The following is a 14,657-nucleotide window of genomic DNA, read 5'->3' as shown; positions in this document are numbered from 1 at the left end:
AAAAATGGCGCCCGAAAGCGCCGCCGACGCAGGTGGTTAAGGGTCCGCGAAGGCGTCAGGCCGCATCATTCGCCGCGCCGTCGCCGAGGCGGCGCGGGCGAGATGCGGATGGCGTCCTTCGCCAGACTTACCAATGCACCGGCCAGGGTCTGTTTTAGCGTGCCGCGCTCGGCTGTACCACCATCTGTGATCCCCGCAAGAGTCCGGTCCAGCCGTTCCAGCAGCGCTTCGGCCTTGCCGAGTTCCACGGGGCCCTCGGTTCCAACCCGGTCAATGGCACGCATCAGCAGCCGCAGCCTGATTTCGGCTGGGAGTGCGGCAAAGGCGCGCGGGTCGAACATCTCCCCCTCGCCGCCCCGGCGCTTTGACGACCGGCCGGCCGCCAGCAGCGCGAGGTACCGTTCGGCGCCGTCGGCCATCAACTCGATGGCAGCATTGGCCCGCCGAGCCCGGTTGGCCAGCGTGGCGAGGGTGCGCGGGTCGCCCCCCTCCGCGGCGAGCGTCGGCATCAGCGCGCGCAGCCTTGGCCGGGTGAAGGCCGGGTCTCGATTGGTCGGATCATCCGCGAACGCAATTCCGGCGGAGCGCAGCGTGGCGAGGAGCCTCGCCTTCGACAGCGAAAGCAGCGGGCGCGCGAGCAGCAGGCCATCGCGTCGGCTGACGGGCGCCATCGCCGCCAGGCCGGCAATGCCGCTGCCGCGCAGCAGCCGCATCAGCACGGTCTCAGCCTGGTCGTCTCGGGTGTGGGCGGTCACGACATGGCTCGCCCCGGCCTGCTCGGCCGCGCGCGCCAGAAGCCGGTACCTCGCGATGCGAGCCGCTTCGGGAATTCCGGCTGCCGGCTTCTCGCCGCTCCAGCGCAGGGTCCGGTGCGTCAGGCCGAGCTGGCGCGCCAGTTGTTTGACCATCAGCGCTTCGCGCCGGGACTCCGGCCGCAAACCGTGATCGACGGTGACGGCGAGAAGACGCGGCCCCCCGGCGCGCGTTGCGCGCCAGCGCGCCGCCAGCCACATCAGCGCCATGGAATCCGGTCCGCCGGAGACGGCCAATGTGAGCATGCCGCTGTCGGCAAATGGCGCGAACAGGCGCTCCGCTTCGGCCGCGGAGATCGGAAGATGGTCTTCGGACTGTCCAGTCGACATCGCGCGCGAGACTAGATCATGATGCATTTCCGCGGAAACGCATCATGATCGTTCCTCCTGGTCTGAGCATGATCTTTTGGGAAAGCCAGTTTCCACTTTTCAAGATCATGCTCTAACGGCCTCACCGATCCGGCGCGAGGCCCTGCACGCCCGGAAGGATCAGCACTTCACCCGCTTCTGCTCACGATCGACGGTCGCCTTCACGCCGGCCGATGCGCGCGGATATTTGCGCGAGATCTCGCCGAAGGCGGCACAGGCAGCTTCCTTTTCCTTCAAGGCCGCCAGCGACTGGCCGAGGCGAAGCAGCGCATCCGGCGCCTTCGACGATTTGTCGTGCTTCGTCGTCACTGCCAGAAAGACCTCGGCGGCGTCGCGATATTGCTGCCGCTGGTAGAAGCTTTCGCCGAGCCAGTATTTGGCATCGCCGATCATCGGATCGTTGGGATATTTCTGCGTGAAGTTCCGCATCGTCTGCTCGGCGAGCGCATAATCGCGGCGCTGCATGTAGCCGATGCCGAGATCATATTCGTCACGCGGGGTCTGTGTCGGCGGGGCCGTATCGAGCCCACCCGGTGCGGCAGCCGCGGGTGGCGCCTGGTCGTAACGCCCGGTGCGGAGACTGGCGGCGTCACCTCCGGCCCGGCCGGTCGGCTGACCGCCCGCCTGAACCGGCAATTGTCCACCGCCAAGCGCTTGCGGGGCGCCCGGCGCACTGGGGTTTTGGCTCGGGTCGAACGCATCGCCGCGCCGCCGGACGCCGGCTCCCGGCGCCGGCTGGTCCTGCGCGATCGGCGCGGGCGCAGCTTGCGGCTGCGCATAATTGGGCTGCGGCTGCGGATAGGCCTGTTGCGGCTGCGGCTGGCCGTATTGCGGCTGACCGGCTTGCGGCTGGCCATAAGCGGGCTGGGAGGGCTGGCCGTAAGCCGGCGCGATCTGGGTCGGAGGCGCCGCACTCGGCTGTACCGCCGGCGCCGTCGGCTGCGCGCCGCTCTGCAGCTGACGCAGGCGCTCTTCCAGCTGGCGGTTGCGATATTGCAGTTCCTCGTTCTGACCGGTGAGCTGCCGGAGCTGATTTTCCAGCCGCTGAATCCGGATCTCCGGATCATCGTCGACCTGGGCGAAAGCTGGCGACGACAATGCCTGGTACGAGACAATCACGAGCGCTGCGATGGCCGCAGCGGCGCTCCTTGGAAGAAACATGAACGACATGCTGTCCTGACGACGGAATCCGGGAGACGGTGGAAATAGCCCGATGGGCGAGGCTGTACGTCAGAATTGAAATAGCGACAAATGACGATCAAGCGAAGACGAAAAGATGAAGCCGGCGTCGATGACCGACGCCGGCTTCATGAACCAGCTATCCGTTCAGCTTTATGAACTGGCGTTCAGCACCGTGACCGCACGGCGGTTCTGCGACCAGCAGGAGATATCGTTACAAACCGCGACCGGCCGCTCCTTGCCGTAGGAGATCGTGCGCATGCGACCCTGGTCGATGCCGCGCGAAACCAGGAAGTTGCGAACTGATTGCGCACGCCGGGCGCCCAGCGCGATGTTGTACTCGCGCGTGCCACGCTCGTCGGCATGGCCTTCGATCGTGAAGCTGTAACGCGGATAGGTCTGCAGCCACTGCGCCTGCTTCTCCAGGGTCGCGATCGCCTGGGGCGTCAGATCGGTCTGGTCGCTTTCGAAGAAGACGCGGTCGCCCACGTTCACGACGAAGTCCTGCTGGCTGCCCGGCGTGGCAGCGCTGGCCATCGCGCCATCGGCCCCGGTGAGATTCTTGTTGGCACACGCGCCCATCGACAGCGCGACCGCGAGCACGGCGGCCAACTTCAATCCCTGGAGGATACGCATCTGATATTTCATTCCCGGAGCCTCCACGCTCACGTTCTAGACTGCCATCCGGTCTACAGGGCGATGGTTAAGCGAACGTTCCGTCAACCTTGATGGGGTCTTGCCGAACCCGGTCAAATGCTAACGAAACCCGAAAAAGCGACCGCGATGGTTAATGGGTTGTAAATGTGGCGCCAGGGTGAAGGCAAGCGGGGACGCGCCCGCATCGGGGCGCTTTTTCGCTGATATCCGATAACATCTCCGAACGATCCGGTCCCGCCGACAACCTCTGAGATCAGCGGGGTCGGGATCAACCGGCTTTGGCGACCGCCTGAATCCTGAACGAATCAGTGAAGGCGTCGGGCGTCGCGCGATCGAACAGCATGCGCCGTTCGAACACGGTCGAGTGCAGGAACGGATAGCGCGCCAGAACCCTGTCACGCACGCTCGGCAGATGCGACGCCATCAGTCCGACCGGCTTCACGAGGCCCGGGAACAGGCGCGGCGGGCCCCACGTCTCATGCAGGAAAACGCGATGATAGAAGGCCTGGTGCTCGGGACGCACCATGGCGAGGCCATAGTCGGCATCGAAATGCACGCCGGCCATCGACCCGAGGCGCACCGTCACGTAAGGCAGAGCCGTCCAGGACCTCGCTTTGTCGGGGTCCGCCACGAACCGCGTCGAGTCGACGAAAACCAGCCCCTCATCCAGCTTGGGATGGAGAACGTCGCCGAACACGTCGACCGAGGGCGACTTGCGCCAGGCGGGCGTGGCGATGTGGATGCGGATCGAGCTGCACAAATGCCCGTCCACATAGACCCCGAAGATCCAGCAGTTCGGCAGATCGTCATAATGATCGAAGACGCGCTCGTCTGGAGCGGGTGAGACGGCCCCTTCCCGCAGATAGGCCCTGTAGCGCAGACGATAGATCTCGTCTTTCTCCTCCGCCGTCCGCGCCAGTCGATAATCGACACGGTCGAGCAGGTCCAAACCTCGCATGCTCGCTGCGCTATTCGCGTCCGCAGCCCCCATTACCAACCCCACTTCACACAACTTTTACGAGCTATCTCAACCTTAACAGCTCGTTAAAATCGGCGCAAAACATTCGCTGGTAGAGGGTTAACGCCGCATCGAATCCACAATGCCGATCATGGCTTATTGGGAAAAGCGCCCCCGGACAGCGTTCGCTTTGAGCATCTACCCAGCATTTCAGCGAGAAATCGCACCTCACATGAAATGCCGCCGCACACCCCACCACCACGTGCAGTTGTGCCATCTTGGCACGGGTTCGCGTCGATGGCGCGGCGATCAGGCGATCGAGCGGATTCCGTTAAGGGGAGTGATCGCCTCGTCGGTCATTCGACGGCCATGCGAGGCGTTCAGGAGCTGGCGGATGCGTATGGCAGGCACGGGGCGGCTGAACAGATAGCCTTGCGCCTCGGTCACCGTGCCATCGGCACTGACCAGCTCGAGCTGCTCGTTGGTTTCGATGCCCTCGACCACGACCGACATGCCGAGATCGGCAGACAGCCGGGCGACACCGCGCAGCAAGGTCAACGGGCGGTCGGTATCGATGCCCTCGAGGAAGGAGCGATCGATCTTCACCTTCTCGAGCGGGAAATTATGCAGATAGCTGAGGCTCGAATAGCCGGTGCCGAAATCGTCCAGCGAGATCCGGACGCCGAGCATGTGCAGCTGCGACAGCACATCATGGGTCAGCTGGGTGTTGCGCAACAGCGAGGATTCGGTGATCTCGATCTCGAGGCGATGCGGCGGGAGGCCGGAGACTTCGAGGGCGTAGCGGACCTCGCTCAGGACGTCGCGCTGATGGAACTGCTGCGGAGAGAAGTTGACGGCGACGCTGACGGCGTCCGGCCACTTCATGCATTCGAGGCAGGCCTTGCGCAGGATCCACCGGCCGAGATCCACGATCAGGCCCATGTCTTCCGCGACGGGAATGATGTCGACCGGAGACACGGTCCCGCGCACCGGATGGTTCCAGCGCAGCAGCGCCTCGCAGGTCGAGATCTTGCCGGATTTGAGATTGACCAGCGGCTGATAGAACAGCTCGAATTCCTCGTTGGCCAGCGCCTTGCGCAGGTCGAGCTCGAGGATGCGGCGCGCCTCCACGGTCTGGGCCAGCTCGTCGCGGAAGAAGCAGAACGTGCCGCGTCCTTCGGCCTTGGCGCGATAGAGCGCCATGTCGGCGTTCTTCAGCAGCGTATCGGCGCTGATCCCCGGCGCGGTCATGGCGATGCCGACGCTGGCGCCGATCTCGACCAGATGATTGTCGATCTTGTAGCGCTCGCTCAGCTGGTCGACGATGCGCCGCGCCAACACCGCGGCGTCGTCATTGGAGCGGATGTTGCGCTGGAATACCACGAACTCATCGCCGCCGAAGCGGGCGACGAAATCCTCCGGCCGCAGCATGTCACGCAGCCGCTCGGACACGGCGCAGAGCAGCTGATCGCCGCAGGGGTGGCCGAGCGTGTCGTTGACCTGTTTGAAGCGATCGAGGTCGACGAACAGCAGCGCCGAGAGCTCACCCTGGCGCGGCGGGATTCTCAGGAGCCGCTCGATTTCGTCGCGGAAGCTGACGCGGTTGGGCAGCGTCGTGAGCTCGTCATAGCGGGCGAGATGCGAGATCCGCGCCTCCGCATGGCGGCGCTCCGTGATGTCTTCGAGCAGTACCACCGCGCCGCCATCCGCCATCGGCTGGAACGTCCAGGACAGCGACCGGTCACGCATGATGTCCGGATCGCTGGTGATGATATTGTGGGTCTTGGTGTTCTCGATCTCCGACAGGATCAGCCTGCCGCTGGCAGCCGAAATCGATCCGGAGAGCACGCAGGCATTGATGATATCGGCGGCGGTGCCGCCGGACTGCAGGATGTCCTCCGGCAGGCTCATCATCTCGCCGAACCGGTGATTCATGACGGCAAGACGCCCGTCCGGGCGGAACATGCAGAGGCCATGCGGCATGTTGTTCAGCGCAGTATCGAACTGGTTGGCCAGCGCCGCCTCGCGGTCGCGGGCGGTCAGCGCATCGACGAAGATCTTTTGCAGGTTCTTGGTGATCTCGCGCAGCGCAAACAGGAATCCGGCGGCGACGAACGCCAGGCCGATATAGTAGATCGTGCCGTGGAGGATCAGTGCGATCGACGTGATGCCGAAGGACAATGCGATCTGGAGATGGTAGATCCAGGGCCTTCCGAAGGTCCGGCCGACACCGCCCGCGATGTAGCCGACGGTGACCACGATCGAGATCATGTGGACGACAGTATCGGTCGTCGCCAGCAGGCCGACGGCGCACCACAGGCCGAGCGCAGCCGCGTAGAGAATGGCGCCGAACTGATAGCGCATCTCCCACTTCTGCGCCAAAGCGGGCGTTGAATGAAGCCGGCCGACGCGGTAGCAGTACATGTCGAACGTGCGCCATCCGCCGCTGAGGACGAGCAGCCCGACGCAGCACCAGAGCGATGTCAGCCCTGTCTTGGTCGCGGTGAGCGCAGCGGCCATCGCGACGAGGGCCGCACCCGCGCCCAGCGACTGCGGATTCTGGAATAGCGAATCGACCAGGGCAGCATTGATTGACGACTGCAATCGCTGGTCGATTTCATCGCTCTGCTTGATGACCTGCATTCGTGGCACGCGTCCTGTTCGGCGCGTACTATTACCGTTTGCAGGTGAAGCCTTTCTGAGCGAACATCGTTAGCGAACCCTTGCCGCAGCCGCGAAGAGCCTGAATTCGCGTGGGAATTCAGCAAACTAGGCAAACCTTACCCAGGTCCTGCAACGGCTGGTTCTATTTTCTCCCGGAACACGCGACGCGCGACTCCTCGGATCCGGTATACCAGGACGTGAGCAGGTCGCAATGACCACCCGAATTTAGGACAGAAGCGGCGACCATGCCGGGTCCGACGCGTAGCCGGGGCTCGGCACCTTCTGCTCGAAACGGCCTGAGACGTCGATCGTGTAGAGCGACGGGCCGGCAGTCCCGCCGGGATCGCGGAAGAACATCAGCACGCGCCCATTCGGCGAGAAGGTCGGCCCCTCATTGTGGAAGCCTGACGTGAGGATGCGCTCGCCCGAGCCGTCGGTCTTCATGATGCCGATCGCGAATTGGCCGCCGCCCTGCTTGGTGAAGGCGATGTAGTCGCCGCGCGGCGACCAGACCGGCGTCGAATAGCTGCCCTCGCCGAACGAGATGCGCTGCGCGCCGCCGCCATTGGCCGGCATCACATAGATCTGCGGCTTGCCGCCGCGATCGCTTTCGAAACAGATCTGATTGCCGTCCGGCGAGTAGCATGGCGAGGTGTCGATCGCCGGCGTGTCGGTGAGCCGCGTGGTGGTGCGCGAGCGCAGATCCATCACAAACAGATTGGAGTTGCCGCCCTGCTGCAGGCTCAGGATGATGCGTTGGCCGTCGGGCGAGAAGCGCGGCGAGAACGACATGCCCGGGAAATTGCCGACGATCTCGCGCTGACCGGTCTCGATGTTCAACAGATAGACCTTCGGGTCGCCCTGCCCGAACTCCATATAGGTGATTTCCTGGCTCGACGGCGAGAAGCGCGGCGTCAGCACGAGGTCGGCGCCGCGGGTCAGATAGCGCACATTGGCGCCGTCCTGGTCCATCAGCGCCAGCCGCTTGACGCGGCGCTCCGACGGGCCGCTCTCGTCGACGAACACGACGCGGCTGTCGAAATAGCCCTTTTCGCCGGTCATCTGCGAATAGATCTGGTCGGAGATGATGTGGGCGATGCGCCGCCAATATTCGGGAGCCGTTACATATTGCTGGCCGGTGAGCTGCTGGCCCGAATTCGGGTCCCACAGCCGGAACTCGGCCTTGAGCCGCCCATCTGGCTGTCGCGTCGCGCGGCCGGTCACGAGCCCCTGCAGAGCGAGCGGCCTCCAGCTGGCGAATTGCGGCGGGGCCTCGAAATTGGCGATGCGCTCGGGAAACGCAGCCGGATCGACGGGCGCGAACAAACCACTGCGCTTGAGATTGTTGGTGATCACCTGCGAGATGCCGTTGCCGACATCGGCATCGCCAGCGCCGCCCGGTACGAAGGGCGGAATCGCGATCGGAATGGGCGCAAATTCGCCCGGCAGGATCGGCACCCGTTTTTGCGCCAAAGCAGAACGCATCGAACCCATTCCGGCCGCGCCAAGCGCGACCGCCCCCGCGATCAGCTGGCGGCGGGTCGGCGAAACGAGCGCGCGGCGCAGTCCGGATGGATCATGCATATCGTGAATTTGCTTCATGAGGGCAACCATAGACCTCGTTATGTCCGCCGTGCGTCGTCGTTGAACACTGGCTGGAAATAGCTCCAATCGTCGTAGAGCTTGGGCGGCAGATTATAGGGCTGGCACGCAATAATCGCGCGCTGAGCACTGTCGCGATAGGCCCGCAGAAACGGCGTATCGGCGGCTCCGACGGGAACGGGTGGGCCGTCCAGGGTGCCGTCACGTCGCAGCCTGACATTGAAGGCGACGACGGGATTGGCATCGACCCCCGAATAAGGCGGCTTCCAGCATCGATTGACCTGCTGCTGGAACAACGCCACCCAGCTCGCCGAATTGTCCGCCGCCGCGCCGCGCGCCGAGCCCAGCGCCGCATTGGCATTGAGCTCGGCCCCGGTCACGGCCTGCCGCGTCGGGTCCTTCTGATTGATCAGGCTCGCCATCTTCTCGGCGTCGAACTTGCGTTCGCTCTTGTGCTTCGGCGGTTCCGGCGTCGCCGCAGCCGCCTGCTGCGGCTTCGGCGGCTGCTTCGGCTTGTCCTTGTTCAGCACGCTCGCGATCTGATCCGGATTGAACGGGTCCGGCTTCTTCTCCTCCGGCTTGGGTTTCTCGGCCGGCGCTGGTTTCGGCGGCTCGGGCTTCTTCTCGGCCACCGGCTTCGGCGTGTCCGGCTGCTTCTCGACCGGCTTCGGCGGATCGGGCTTCTTCTCGAGCGGCTTCTCGGGCTTGGGTTGCGGCGTCGGCGCGGCGTCGGTCTCGGTGACCGGCTTGGGATCGACCTTGCCGACGATGTCCTCGGTCGGCTTCTTCTCGCCGATCTTGTCGGCGAGGAGTTTTGCGACCTCCTTCTTGCCGGTCAGCGCACCGGCCTTGGCCTTGGAGGTGTTGTCCTCCGAGATCACATCGACCGGAACCAGATCCTCCGGCGGCGCCACCATCGAGCGCGCGGAGAAGCTGAACAGACCCCAGCCCAGCACGAGCACGTGCAAGGTCACGGACAGCACCGTGCCCTTGCGCGCGCGAACGAACCGGGTGAGGTCTGAGACCGTCATGAGCCCTGTTCCGGCAGCACGACGATGCTGGCCCGATAGCCGGCGTCGCGCGCCAGCCCCAGCACCTTCATCATATCGGAATAGCAGGCGTCGCGATCACCGCGAATCTTGACGACATTGTCGCCGCCGCCAGCGCCGGCTTCCTTCATCGCCTTGATCTTCGGTCCGAGCTCGTTGATCCCGATCTGCGTCTCGCCGAGATAGACGTCGACCTTGGAGGCGCAGCCGCCGCCGGTCTTCTTGACGGTCACCTCGAGCGGCGGCTTGGCGTCCGCGGTCGAAGCCGAGCCGCCTTGCGCCTGCGGCAGGTCAACTTGGATATTCACGGTGAGCAGCGGCGCGGCGACCATGAAGATGATCAGCAGCACCAGCATGACGTCGACCATCGGCGTGACGTTGATCTCCGCCATCACCGGTGCCTTGCGCCGTCCGCGACGGCCACCGCCGCCGGACGCGCTTCCCATGCTCATGCCCATCGTCTGGTACTCACCATCCGGACGCCACTATACCTGCCCTCATCCCCGCTCGTCGATCTGACGGGACAGGATGGCGGAAAATTCATCTGCGAAGCCTTCCAGCCGCTGCGCCTGCCGATTCACCTCGGAGGTGAATTTGTTGTAGAAAATCGTTGCCGGAATGGCCGCGATCAGGCCGATCGCCGTGGCAAACAGCGCCTCGGCAATGCCGGGCGCCACGACGGCGAGCGAGGTATTCTTCGACGCCGCGATCGACTGGAAGCTCGACATGATGCCCCAGACGGTGCCGAACAGACCGACGAACGGGCCCGCGGAGCCCACGGTGGCGAGCACCAGAAGCCGGCGTTCCAGCCGTTCCACCTCGCGCGCGATCGACACGTTCATGACCTTCTCGATGCGCATCTGCAGGCCGGCGAACGAGCGCGCATGACCTTCGAAGGAGCGCTTCCATTCGCGCATCGCCGCGACGAAGCAGGCTGCCATCGATTGCGTCGGCTTGGCGGAGAGCGCCCGATACAGTTCCTCGATCGACTCGCCGGACCAGAAGGCCTGCTCGAACCGGTCCATCGAACGGCGCGTGCGCGAATACAGAAACAGCTTGTCGATCGCGATCGCCCAGACCCAGACCGAGCAGGTGATGAGACCGAGCATGACGCCCTTGACCACCCAATGCGCCTGCCAGAACAGCGCGATCAGGGAGACGTCGCCGGAAACGACCGGAAGGGCGGCCGGAGCCACGTCAGCCGGATTCATTGGCAATATCCTCTCAAACATCCCGGCGGTCCGGGACCCATGCAGCCGCCGTTGCACGGCGGACGCCGTCGCGGCGGAAGCGCCTGCGCGAGAAAGCCCGATCCTGATCGCTTTAAGAGGCCCGCCGAAGCCATCAGCGGCCTGCTTCCTCTGCCAACGTGTCAAAACAAGGGCTCTCGGCGCGCGTAAGCGCCCCTTAACCAAACCCCCATCGGGGTTAAGGCGGGGTTACCGCGGAGAATTGCGGAGGTCAAAGGCCCAGCCCAGCCAGCCAGATAGAGCCTTTGTGATCAGACCCCGGCCAATCGGGGGCGCGATCGGCCAGCGGCGACCTGCCGCAGCAAGAGGTATCGGGAGACGCAAAACGCCCGCCGGCAGGAACCGCGGCGGGCGTCTTGAGCCGATTTTGGGTCAGGGCTGGGGCTGAAGGCCCTGCGGATCAGCCGATCAGGTCTGCGGCGGCTGCTCGTTCGGCGGAGTCGGACGCGGCTTGTGCTGGGCCATGAAGGCGTCGAACTCCTCCTTGTCCTTGGCGTGGCGCAGCCGCGTCAGGAAGTCGCGGAACTCCTGCTGCTCCTCTTCCAGCCGGCGCAGCGTCTCCATACGGTATTCATCGAAGGCACGGTTGCCGCTCGAGGCCGGCTGCGAAAAGCCGAAGCCGAACCCGCGGCGCTCCATCTTGTCGCGCATGCGGTCCATCTTCCACTGCATCCGCTCCATCTTGTTCTGCCAGCGATCCCCGCCGTTCCAGCACGCCATCTTTCTGCTCCCGAGTGTGAAAAAGAGAAGGGCAAGTCCGATCGGCCACCAGATGATGAAGCCGAGCACGGTCACGGCGATCCAGCCGGGATGCCAGGGCGACTCCAGCATATGGGGCCGGTACCTCTGCTCCTCCTCCGAACCGCGCCATCGATTGACATCTGCGGTGTAGGCCATCTCCCTCTCCATTCGCGGCGCCATGCCGTGTGAATGTAAATAACATTTACATAGCTAGCTCAACCCGCGATTTTGTCAAGGCGGCCGCCTGACGCGGCGCTCGAATTAATTTTAGGCGGACCTTTGAACCTTATTTGGACCGGCCCCACGGCCCGGCCGGCTTGTCGTCGTCCGGCAGCGGCGGCGGCTCGGCTGCGGAGGCCGGCCGGCGGTCGGTGGTGAAGCCGAGCCCACGCAGATAGATCAGCACCTCGGCCTCCAGCAGCTCTTCCGGCGACATCGGCAGCTTGCGCCGGGCCGCATCACCGCGCGCAAACAGCGAGGCGACGCCATGCGACATCGACCAGATGTGCAGCGCCATCATCAGCGCCGGCGGCCGCGGCACATTTGGCGGCGCCAGCGCCGCGAGCCGCTCGGCGGCAGCGCGAATGACGCCGAATGCACGCTCGCCGGCCGCCAGCAGCCCGGCCGTTGAGTCCGCCGCCACGCCGGATTCGAACATCGCCGAGTAGAATGCGGGCTCGGTCCGGGCGAAGGCGAGATAGGCCTTGCCGACCCGCTCGAACGCGGTGACCGTATCCGGGCGACCATCGTCCCAGGCCGCCGCGAGTTGGGCTTCGAACTGCTCGAAGCCGCGCTGGGCGATGCTGGACAGCAGTTCGTCACGGTCGCGGAAGTGACGGTATGGCGCGGCCGGGCTGACGCCGGCCATGCGGGCGGCATCGGCGAAGGTGAAGCCGGCGGCGCCCTTTTGCGCAATCAGGTCGAGCGCCGCCTGCAGCAGCGCCTCCTTGAGGTTGCCGTGATGATAGCCGCGCTCGGCGCGGCGCTCTTCCTTGCGCCAGCTCATGTGAAGGGCTTTTACATGAGCCGGTGCGAAAGAGGCCAGAGGCTTTTGGGAATAGAGGGTCGCTCCCAAGCCAAGGTGCAGGTCCACCTTCCCCTTGAGGGGGGATCTCCCGCGCAGCGGGCGAGCGGGGTGGGGTGAGCCCCGGGGGAGGTCGGCATGGCGTTGCGTAGACGGCTGCAGAGAGTGACCCGTAGAACCTCAGCATCGAGCATGCCGATAGTCTGTCACCCCACCCCGGCTCGAATCCGCTGCGCGGATTCGAGCCGACCCTCCCCCTCCAGGGGAAGGGGGCACCGGGACCCACCGCTGCCTGCTCGCAAAGGCGCGGGGCCTAACCACCCGGGATCGGCAGCACCGGCATGATCTCGACGCGCTCGCCGGGGAAGATGGTAAAATGCGGGTGGTTCACGAACATCTTCGCCGCATCCTCGTGCGAGGCAGCCCTCACCACCGTGAATGCGCCCATCTCGTTGGCGATGTCGTTGACGCCGCCCTTGTCGACCCGCTTGGTCTTGCCGAGCGGCCCGCCCATCGCGACAACAGCGTCCCTGTATTTCTCGACCCAGGCGTGCCAGGCGGCCATGCCTTGCTGGCCCTTCGCATGGCGCTCCGACTCGGACATCGCCTCCCAGGCCTGCCACGCGGGGCTGGTCCGACTACCGAGAAACATGGCGAGATAGGTGTTGCTGTTGTCGCTCATCGCACTTTCCTCCTGTTGTGAAATGATGATCAAGCACGGCCGGCATGCGGCAACTCGGCAAAGCCGGCCGCCGCCTGCTGCACCTCGTCGGAGAAGTCGGTCATCTCCTGGACCTGGCGGATCTCGATGATCTCGTTGTCGGAGGCCGGGCATTGTTTGGCCCAGGCGATCGCCTCCTCACGCGAGGCGACCTCGATCATCCAGAAGCCGCCGAGCACCTCCTTGGCCTCGGCAAACGGCCCGTCGGTGACCATCGGCTGGCCACCTGCGAACGACACTCGCGCGCCCATCGACGGCGGATGCAGGCCTTCCAGCGTGATCAGCACGCCGGCCTCCTTCAAAGCCTCATTGTAGCGCATCATCGCAGCGACCCGCTCGGGATCGAGTTGCACATCCGGTGGCGCGCTCTCATAGCCGAGCGGAATCATCAGCATCATGAATCGCATCGCGTTCCTCCTCTCTTGGTCCAGGCTGCCAGGCTCAGCTGTTGCCGGCCTGCGCACGCAGGCGCGCGACCCGTTCGCGCAGCTCCGGCGTGAACGTCTCGCCGAAATCCTCGTCCGCATAGACCTGCCGAATCTCGATCTCGCCGCTCGGGAACGGCGCGCGCGCCATGTGCTCGATCACCTCGTCGAGCGAGCCGGCCTTGAGCATCCAGAAGCCGGCCGTGAGATCGCTGGTGAAATCGAACGGACCGCGCATGACGCGAGGCTTGCCATCCGAGAACGCGATGCGCGCGCCCTTGGCGGTCGGATGCAGACCCTCGCCTACCTCCATCAGGCCTGCCTTGACCAGTTCCGCGTTGAACCGGCCCATCGCAGCGAATTCCTCAGTGGTCGGCAGAACCCCGGCTTCGGTGTCCCTCGTCGCCTTCACAATCACCATGAACCGCATGGTCACTCTCCCTGAAGCTCGGGCAGGATTGCCCTGCCTTCCCCAGAAAGACGATTCGCCTCCGCGACCTCCGACACGGCTCTGCAATTAATTTCGTGCGGAGGTCGGCTCACGCTCGTTCGGGAACATGTGGAAATACGGCTCCGCCTCGGCGACAACGCGCGCGACGGATGGCCGCGCCTTCAGCCGGTCGAGATAGGCCGGCACCGTCTTCAGCGCGTCACCGAAGGGTTCCACTTTCTCGGCGTAGAACAACGCCGGCAGGGCCGCGCAATCCGCCAGAGTGAAGCTCTCGCCCATCGCCCAGCCCGCGGACGGCAGCTCGGCTTCGAGCATCGCATAGGATGTGCGCAGCCGCGCCCGCGCATCGGCGACGCCAAGCGGATCGCGCGTATCGCTCGGCCGCAACCGGTCAAATACGATGGTCTGCGTCGGCATGTGCAGATAGAGATCCAGAAAACGATCGCGCAGCCTCGTCCGCAGCGCCAGGTCCGGCGCGGCGGGAATGAAGCGCATCACTCCGGCAAAGTGCTGATCGAGATATTCGATGATGATGCTCGACTCGGGGATCGTGCGCTGGCTTTGCTCGTCGCGCAGCACCGGAAATTTGCCGATCGGCCACAGCTTCAGAAACGCCGCACGATCGTCGGCGTCGCCCAGATTGATCAGCCTTGGCGTGAACGAAATGTCGTTCTCATACAGCGCGATCAGAACCTTCCAGCAGAACGACGACAGCGGATGATAGTAGAGGGTGAGAGACATCGGTGCTCCTGACT

Annotated in this window: 15 protein-coding genes; all 15 read right to left on the bottom strand. The window is 64.7% G+C overall.

Annotation, left to right across the window (positions count from 1 at the left end; all coding sequences use genetic code 11):
- Positions 1–65: 65 nt before the first annotated feature.
- The 15 genes from tilS to HL671_RS07925 all read right to left on the bottom strand — a co-directional run bounded on the left by tilS (position 66) and on the right by HL671_RS07925 (position 14,643).
- Entirely contained in the window at positions 66–1,142 is a 1,077-nt protein-coding gene (gene tilS, locus HL671_RS07995; RefSeq protein WP_172236076.1) for a tRNA lysidine(34) synthetase TilS, read from the bottom strand.
- A 159-nt stretch (positions 1,143–1,301) separates the two neighbouring features.
- Positions 1,302–2,342, bottom strand: coding sequence for a tol-pal system protein YbgF (gene ybgF / locus HL671_RS07990; RefSeq protein WP_172236145.1), 1,041 nt, complete (start codon positions 2,340–2,342; stop codon positions 1,302–1,304).
- A gap of 171 nt (positions 2,343–2,513) precedes the next feature.
- A complete protein-coding gene (gene pal, locus HL671_RS07985) occupies positions 2,514–3,008 on the bottom strand; it encodes a peptidoglycan-associated lipoprotein Pal (protein WP_041751034.1) in 495 nt (164 codons plus the stop codon).
- A gap of 277 nt (positions 3,009–3,285) precedes the next feature.
- Complete coding sequence (locus tag HL671_RS07980) at positions 3,286–3,975, bottom strand: N-acyl amino acid synthase FeeM domain-containing protein (protein WP_244424219.1); 690 nt, start codon at positions 3,973–3,975, stop codon at positions 3,286–3,288.
- 309 nt (positions 3,976–4,284) lie between these two features.
- Positions 4,285–6,618, bottom strand: coding sequence for a putative bifunctional diguanylate cyclase/phosphodiesterase (locus HL671_RS07975; protein WP_012046701.1), 2,334 nt, complete (start codon positions 6,616–6,618; stop codon positions 4,285–4,287).
- Between the two features lie 246 nt (positions 6,619–6,864).
- Positions 6,865–8,223 (bottom strand): Tol-Pal system beta propeller repeat protein TolB, encoded by a 1,359-nt coding sequence (gene tolB / locus HL671_RS07970; protein ID WP_049795427.1) that lies wholly within the window; start codon positions 8,221–8,223, stop codon positions 6,865–6,867.
- A gap of 38 nt (positions 8,224–8,261) precedes the next feature.
- On the bottom strand, positions 8,262–9,272 hold the full coding sequence (locus HL671_RS07965) for a membrane protein TolA (RefSeq protein ID WP_012046703.1): 1,011 nt from the start codon (positions 9,270–9,272) through the stop codon (positions 8,262–8,264).
- Positions 9,269–9,748 (bottom strand): biopolymer transporter ExbD, encoded by a 480-nt coding sequence (locus tag HL671_RS07960; RefSeq protein WP_012046704.1) that lies wholly within the window; start codon positions 9,746–9,748, stop codon positions 9,269–9,271. The genes HL671_RS07965 and HL671_RS07960 overlap by 4 nt, the downstream gene beginning before the upstream one ends.
- Before the next feature lie 39 nt (positions 9,749–9,787).
- Positions 9,788–10,501: a protein TolQ gene (gene tolQ, locus HL671_RS07955; RefSeq protein ID WP_012046705.1), complete on the bottom strand. Its 714-nt coding sequence runs from the start codon at positions 10,499–10,501 to the stop codon at positions 9,788–9,790.
- 447 nt (positions 10,502–10,948) lie between these two features.
- Complete coding sequence (locus HL671_RS07950) at positions 10,949–11,437, bottom strand: DUF2852 domain-containing protein (RefSeq protein WP_012046706.1); 489 nt, start codon at positions 11,435–11,437, stop codon at positions 10,949–10,951.
- A gap of 130 nt (positions 11,438–11,567) precedes the next feature.
- Positions 11,568–12,287, bottom strand: coding sequence for a TetR/AcrR family transcriptional regulator (locus HL671_RS07945; protein WP_012046707.1), 720 nt, complete (start codon positions 12,285–12,287; stop codon positions 11,568–11,570).
- A gap of 331 nt (positions 12,288–12,618) precedes the next feature.
- Positions 12,619–12,987: a YciI family protein gene (locus HL671_RS07940; protein WP_172236075.1), complete on the bottom strand. Its 369-nt coding sequence runs from the start codon at positions 12,985–12,987 to the stop codon at positions 12,619–12,621.
- A 29-nt stretch (positions 12,988–13,016) separates the two neighbouring features.
- Positions 13,017–13,433: a YciI family protein gene (locus tag HL671_RS07935; RefSeq protein WP_012046709.1), complete on the bottom strand. Its 417-nt coding sequence runs from the start codon at positions 13,431–13,433 to the stop codon at positions 13,017–13,019.
- 34 nt (positions 13,434–13,467) lie between these two features.
- Complete coding sequence (locus tag HL671_RS07930) at positions 13,468–13,881, bottom strand: YciI family protein (protein ID WP_172236074.1); 414 nt, start codon at positions 13,879–13,881, stop codon at positions 13,468–13,470.
- 87 nt (positions 13,882–13,968) lie between these two features.
- Positions 13,969–14,643 carry a glutathione S-transferase family protein gene (locus HL671_RS07925; protein WP_172236073.1) on the bottom strand — a complete coding sequence of 225 codons (675 nt, stop codon included), beginning with the start codon at positions 14,641–14,643 and terminating at the stop codon, positions 13,969–13,971.
- Positions 14,644–14,657 lie beyond the last annotated feature (14 nt).

This window comes from Bradyrhizobium denitrificans (assembly GCF_013179005.1).
Taxonomy (GTDB): domain Bacteria; phylum Pseudomonadota; class Alphaproteobacteria; order Rhizobiales; family Xanthobacteraceae; genus Bradyrhizobium; species Bradyrhizobium denitrificans.
This window is presented reverse-complemented; position numbering and strand designations above follow the sequence as displayed.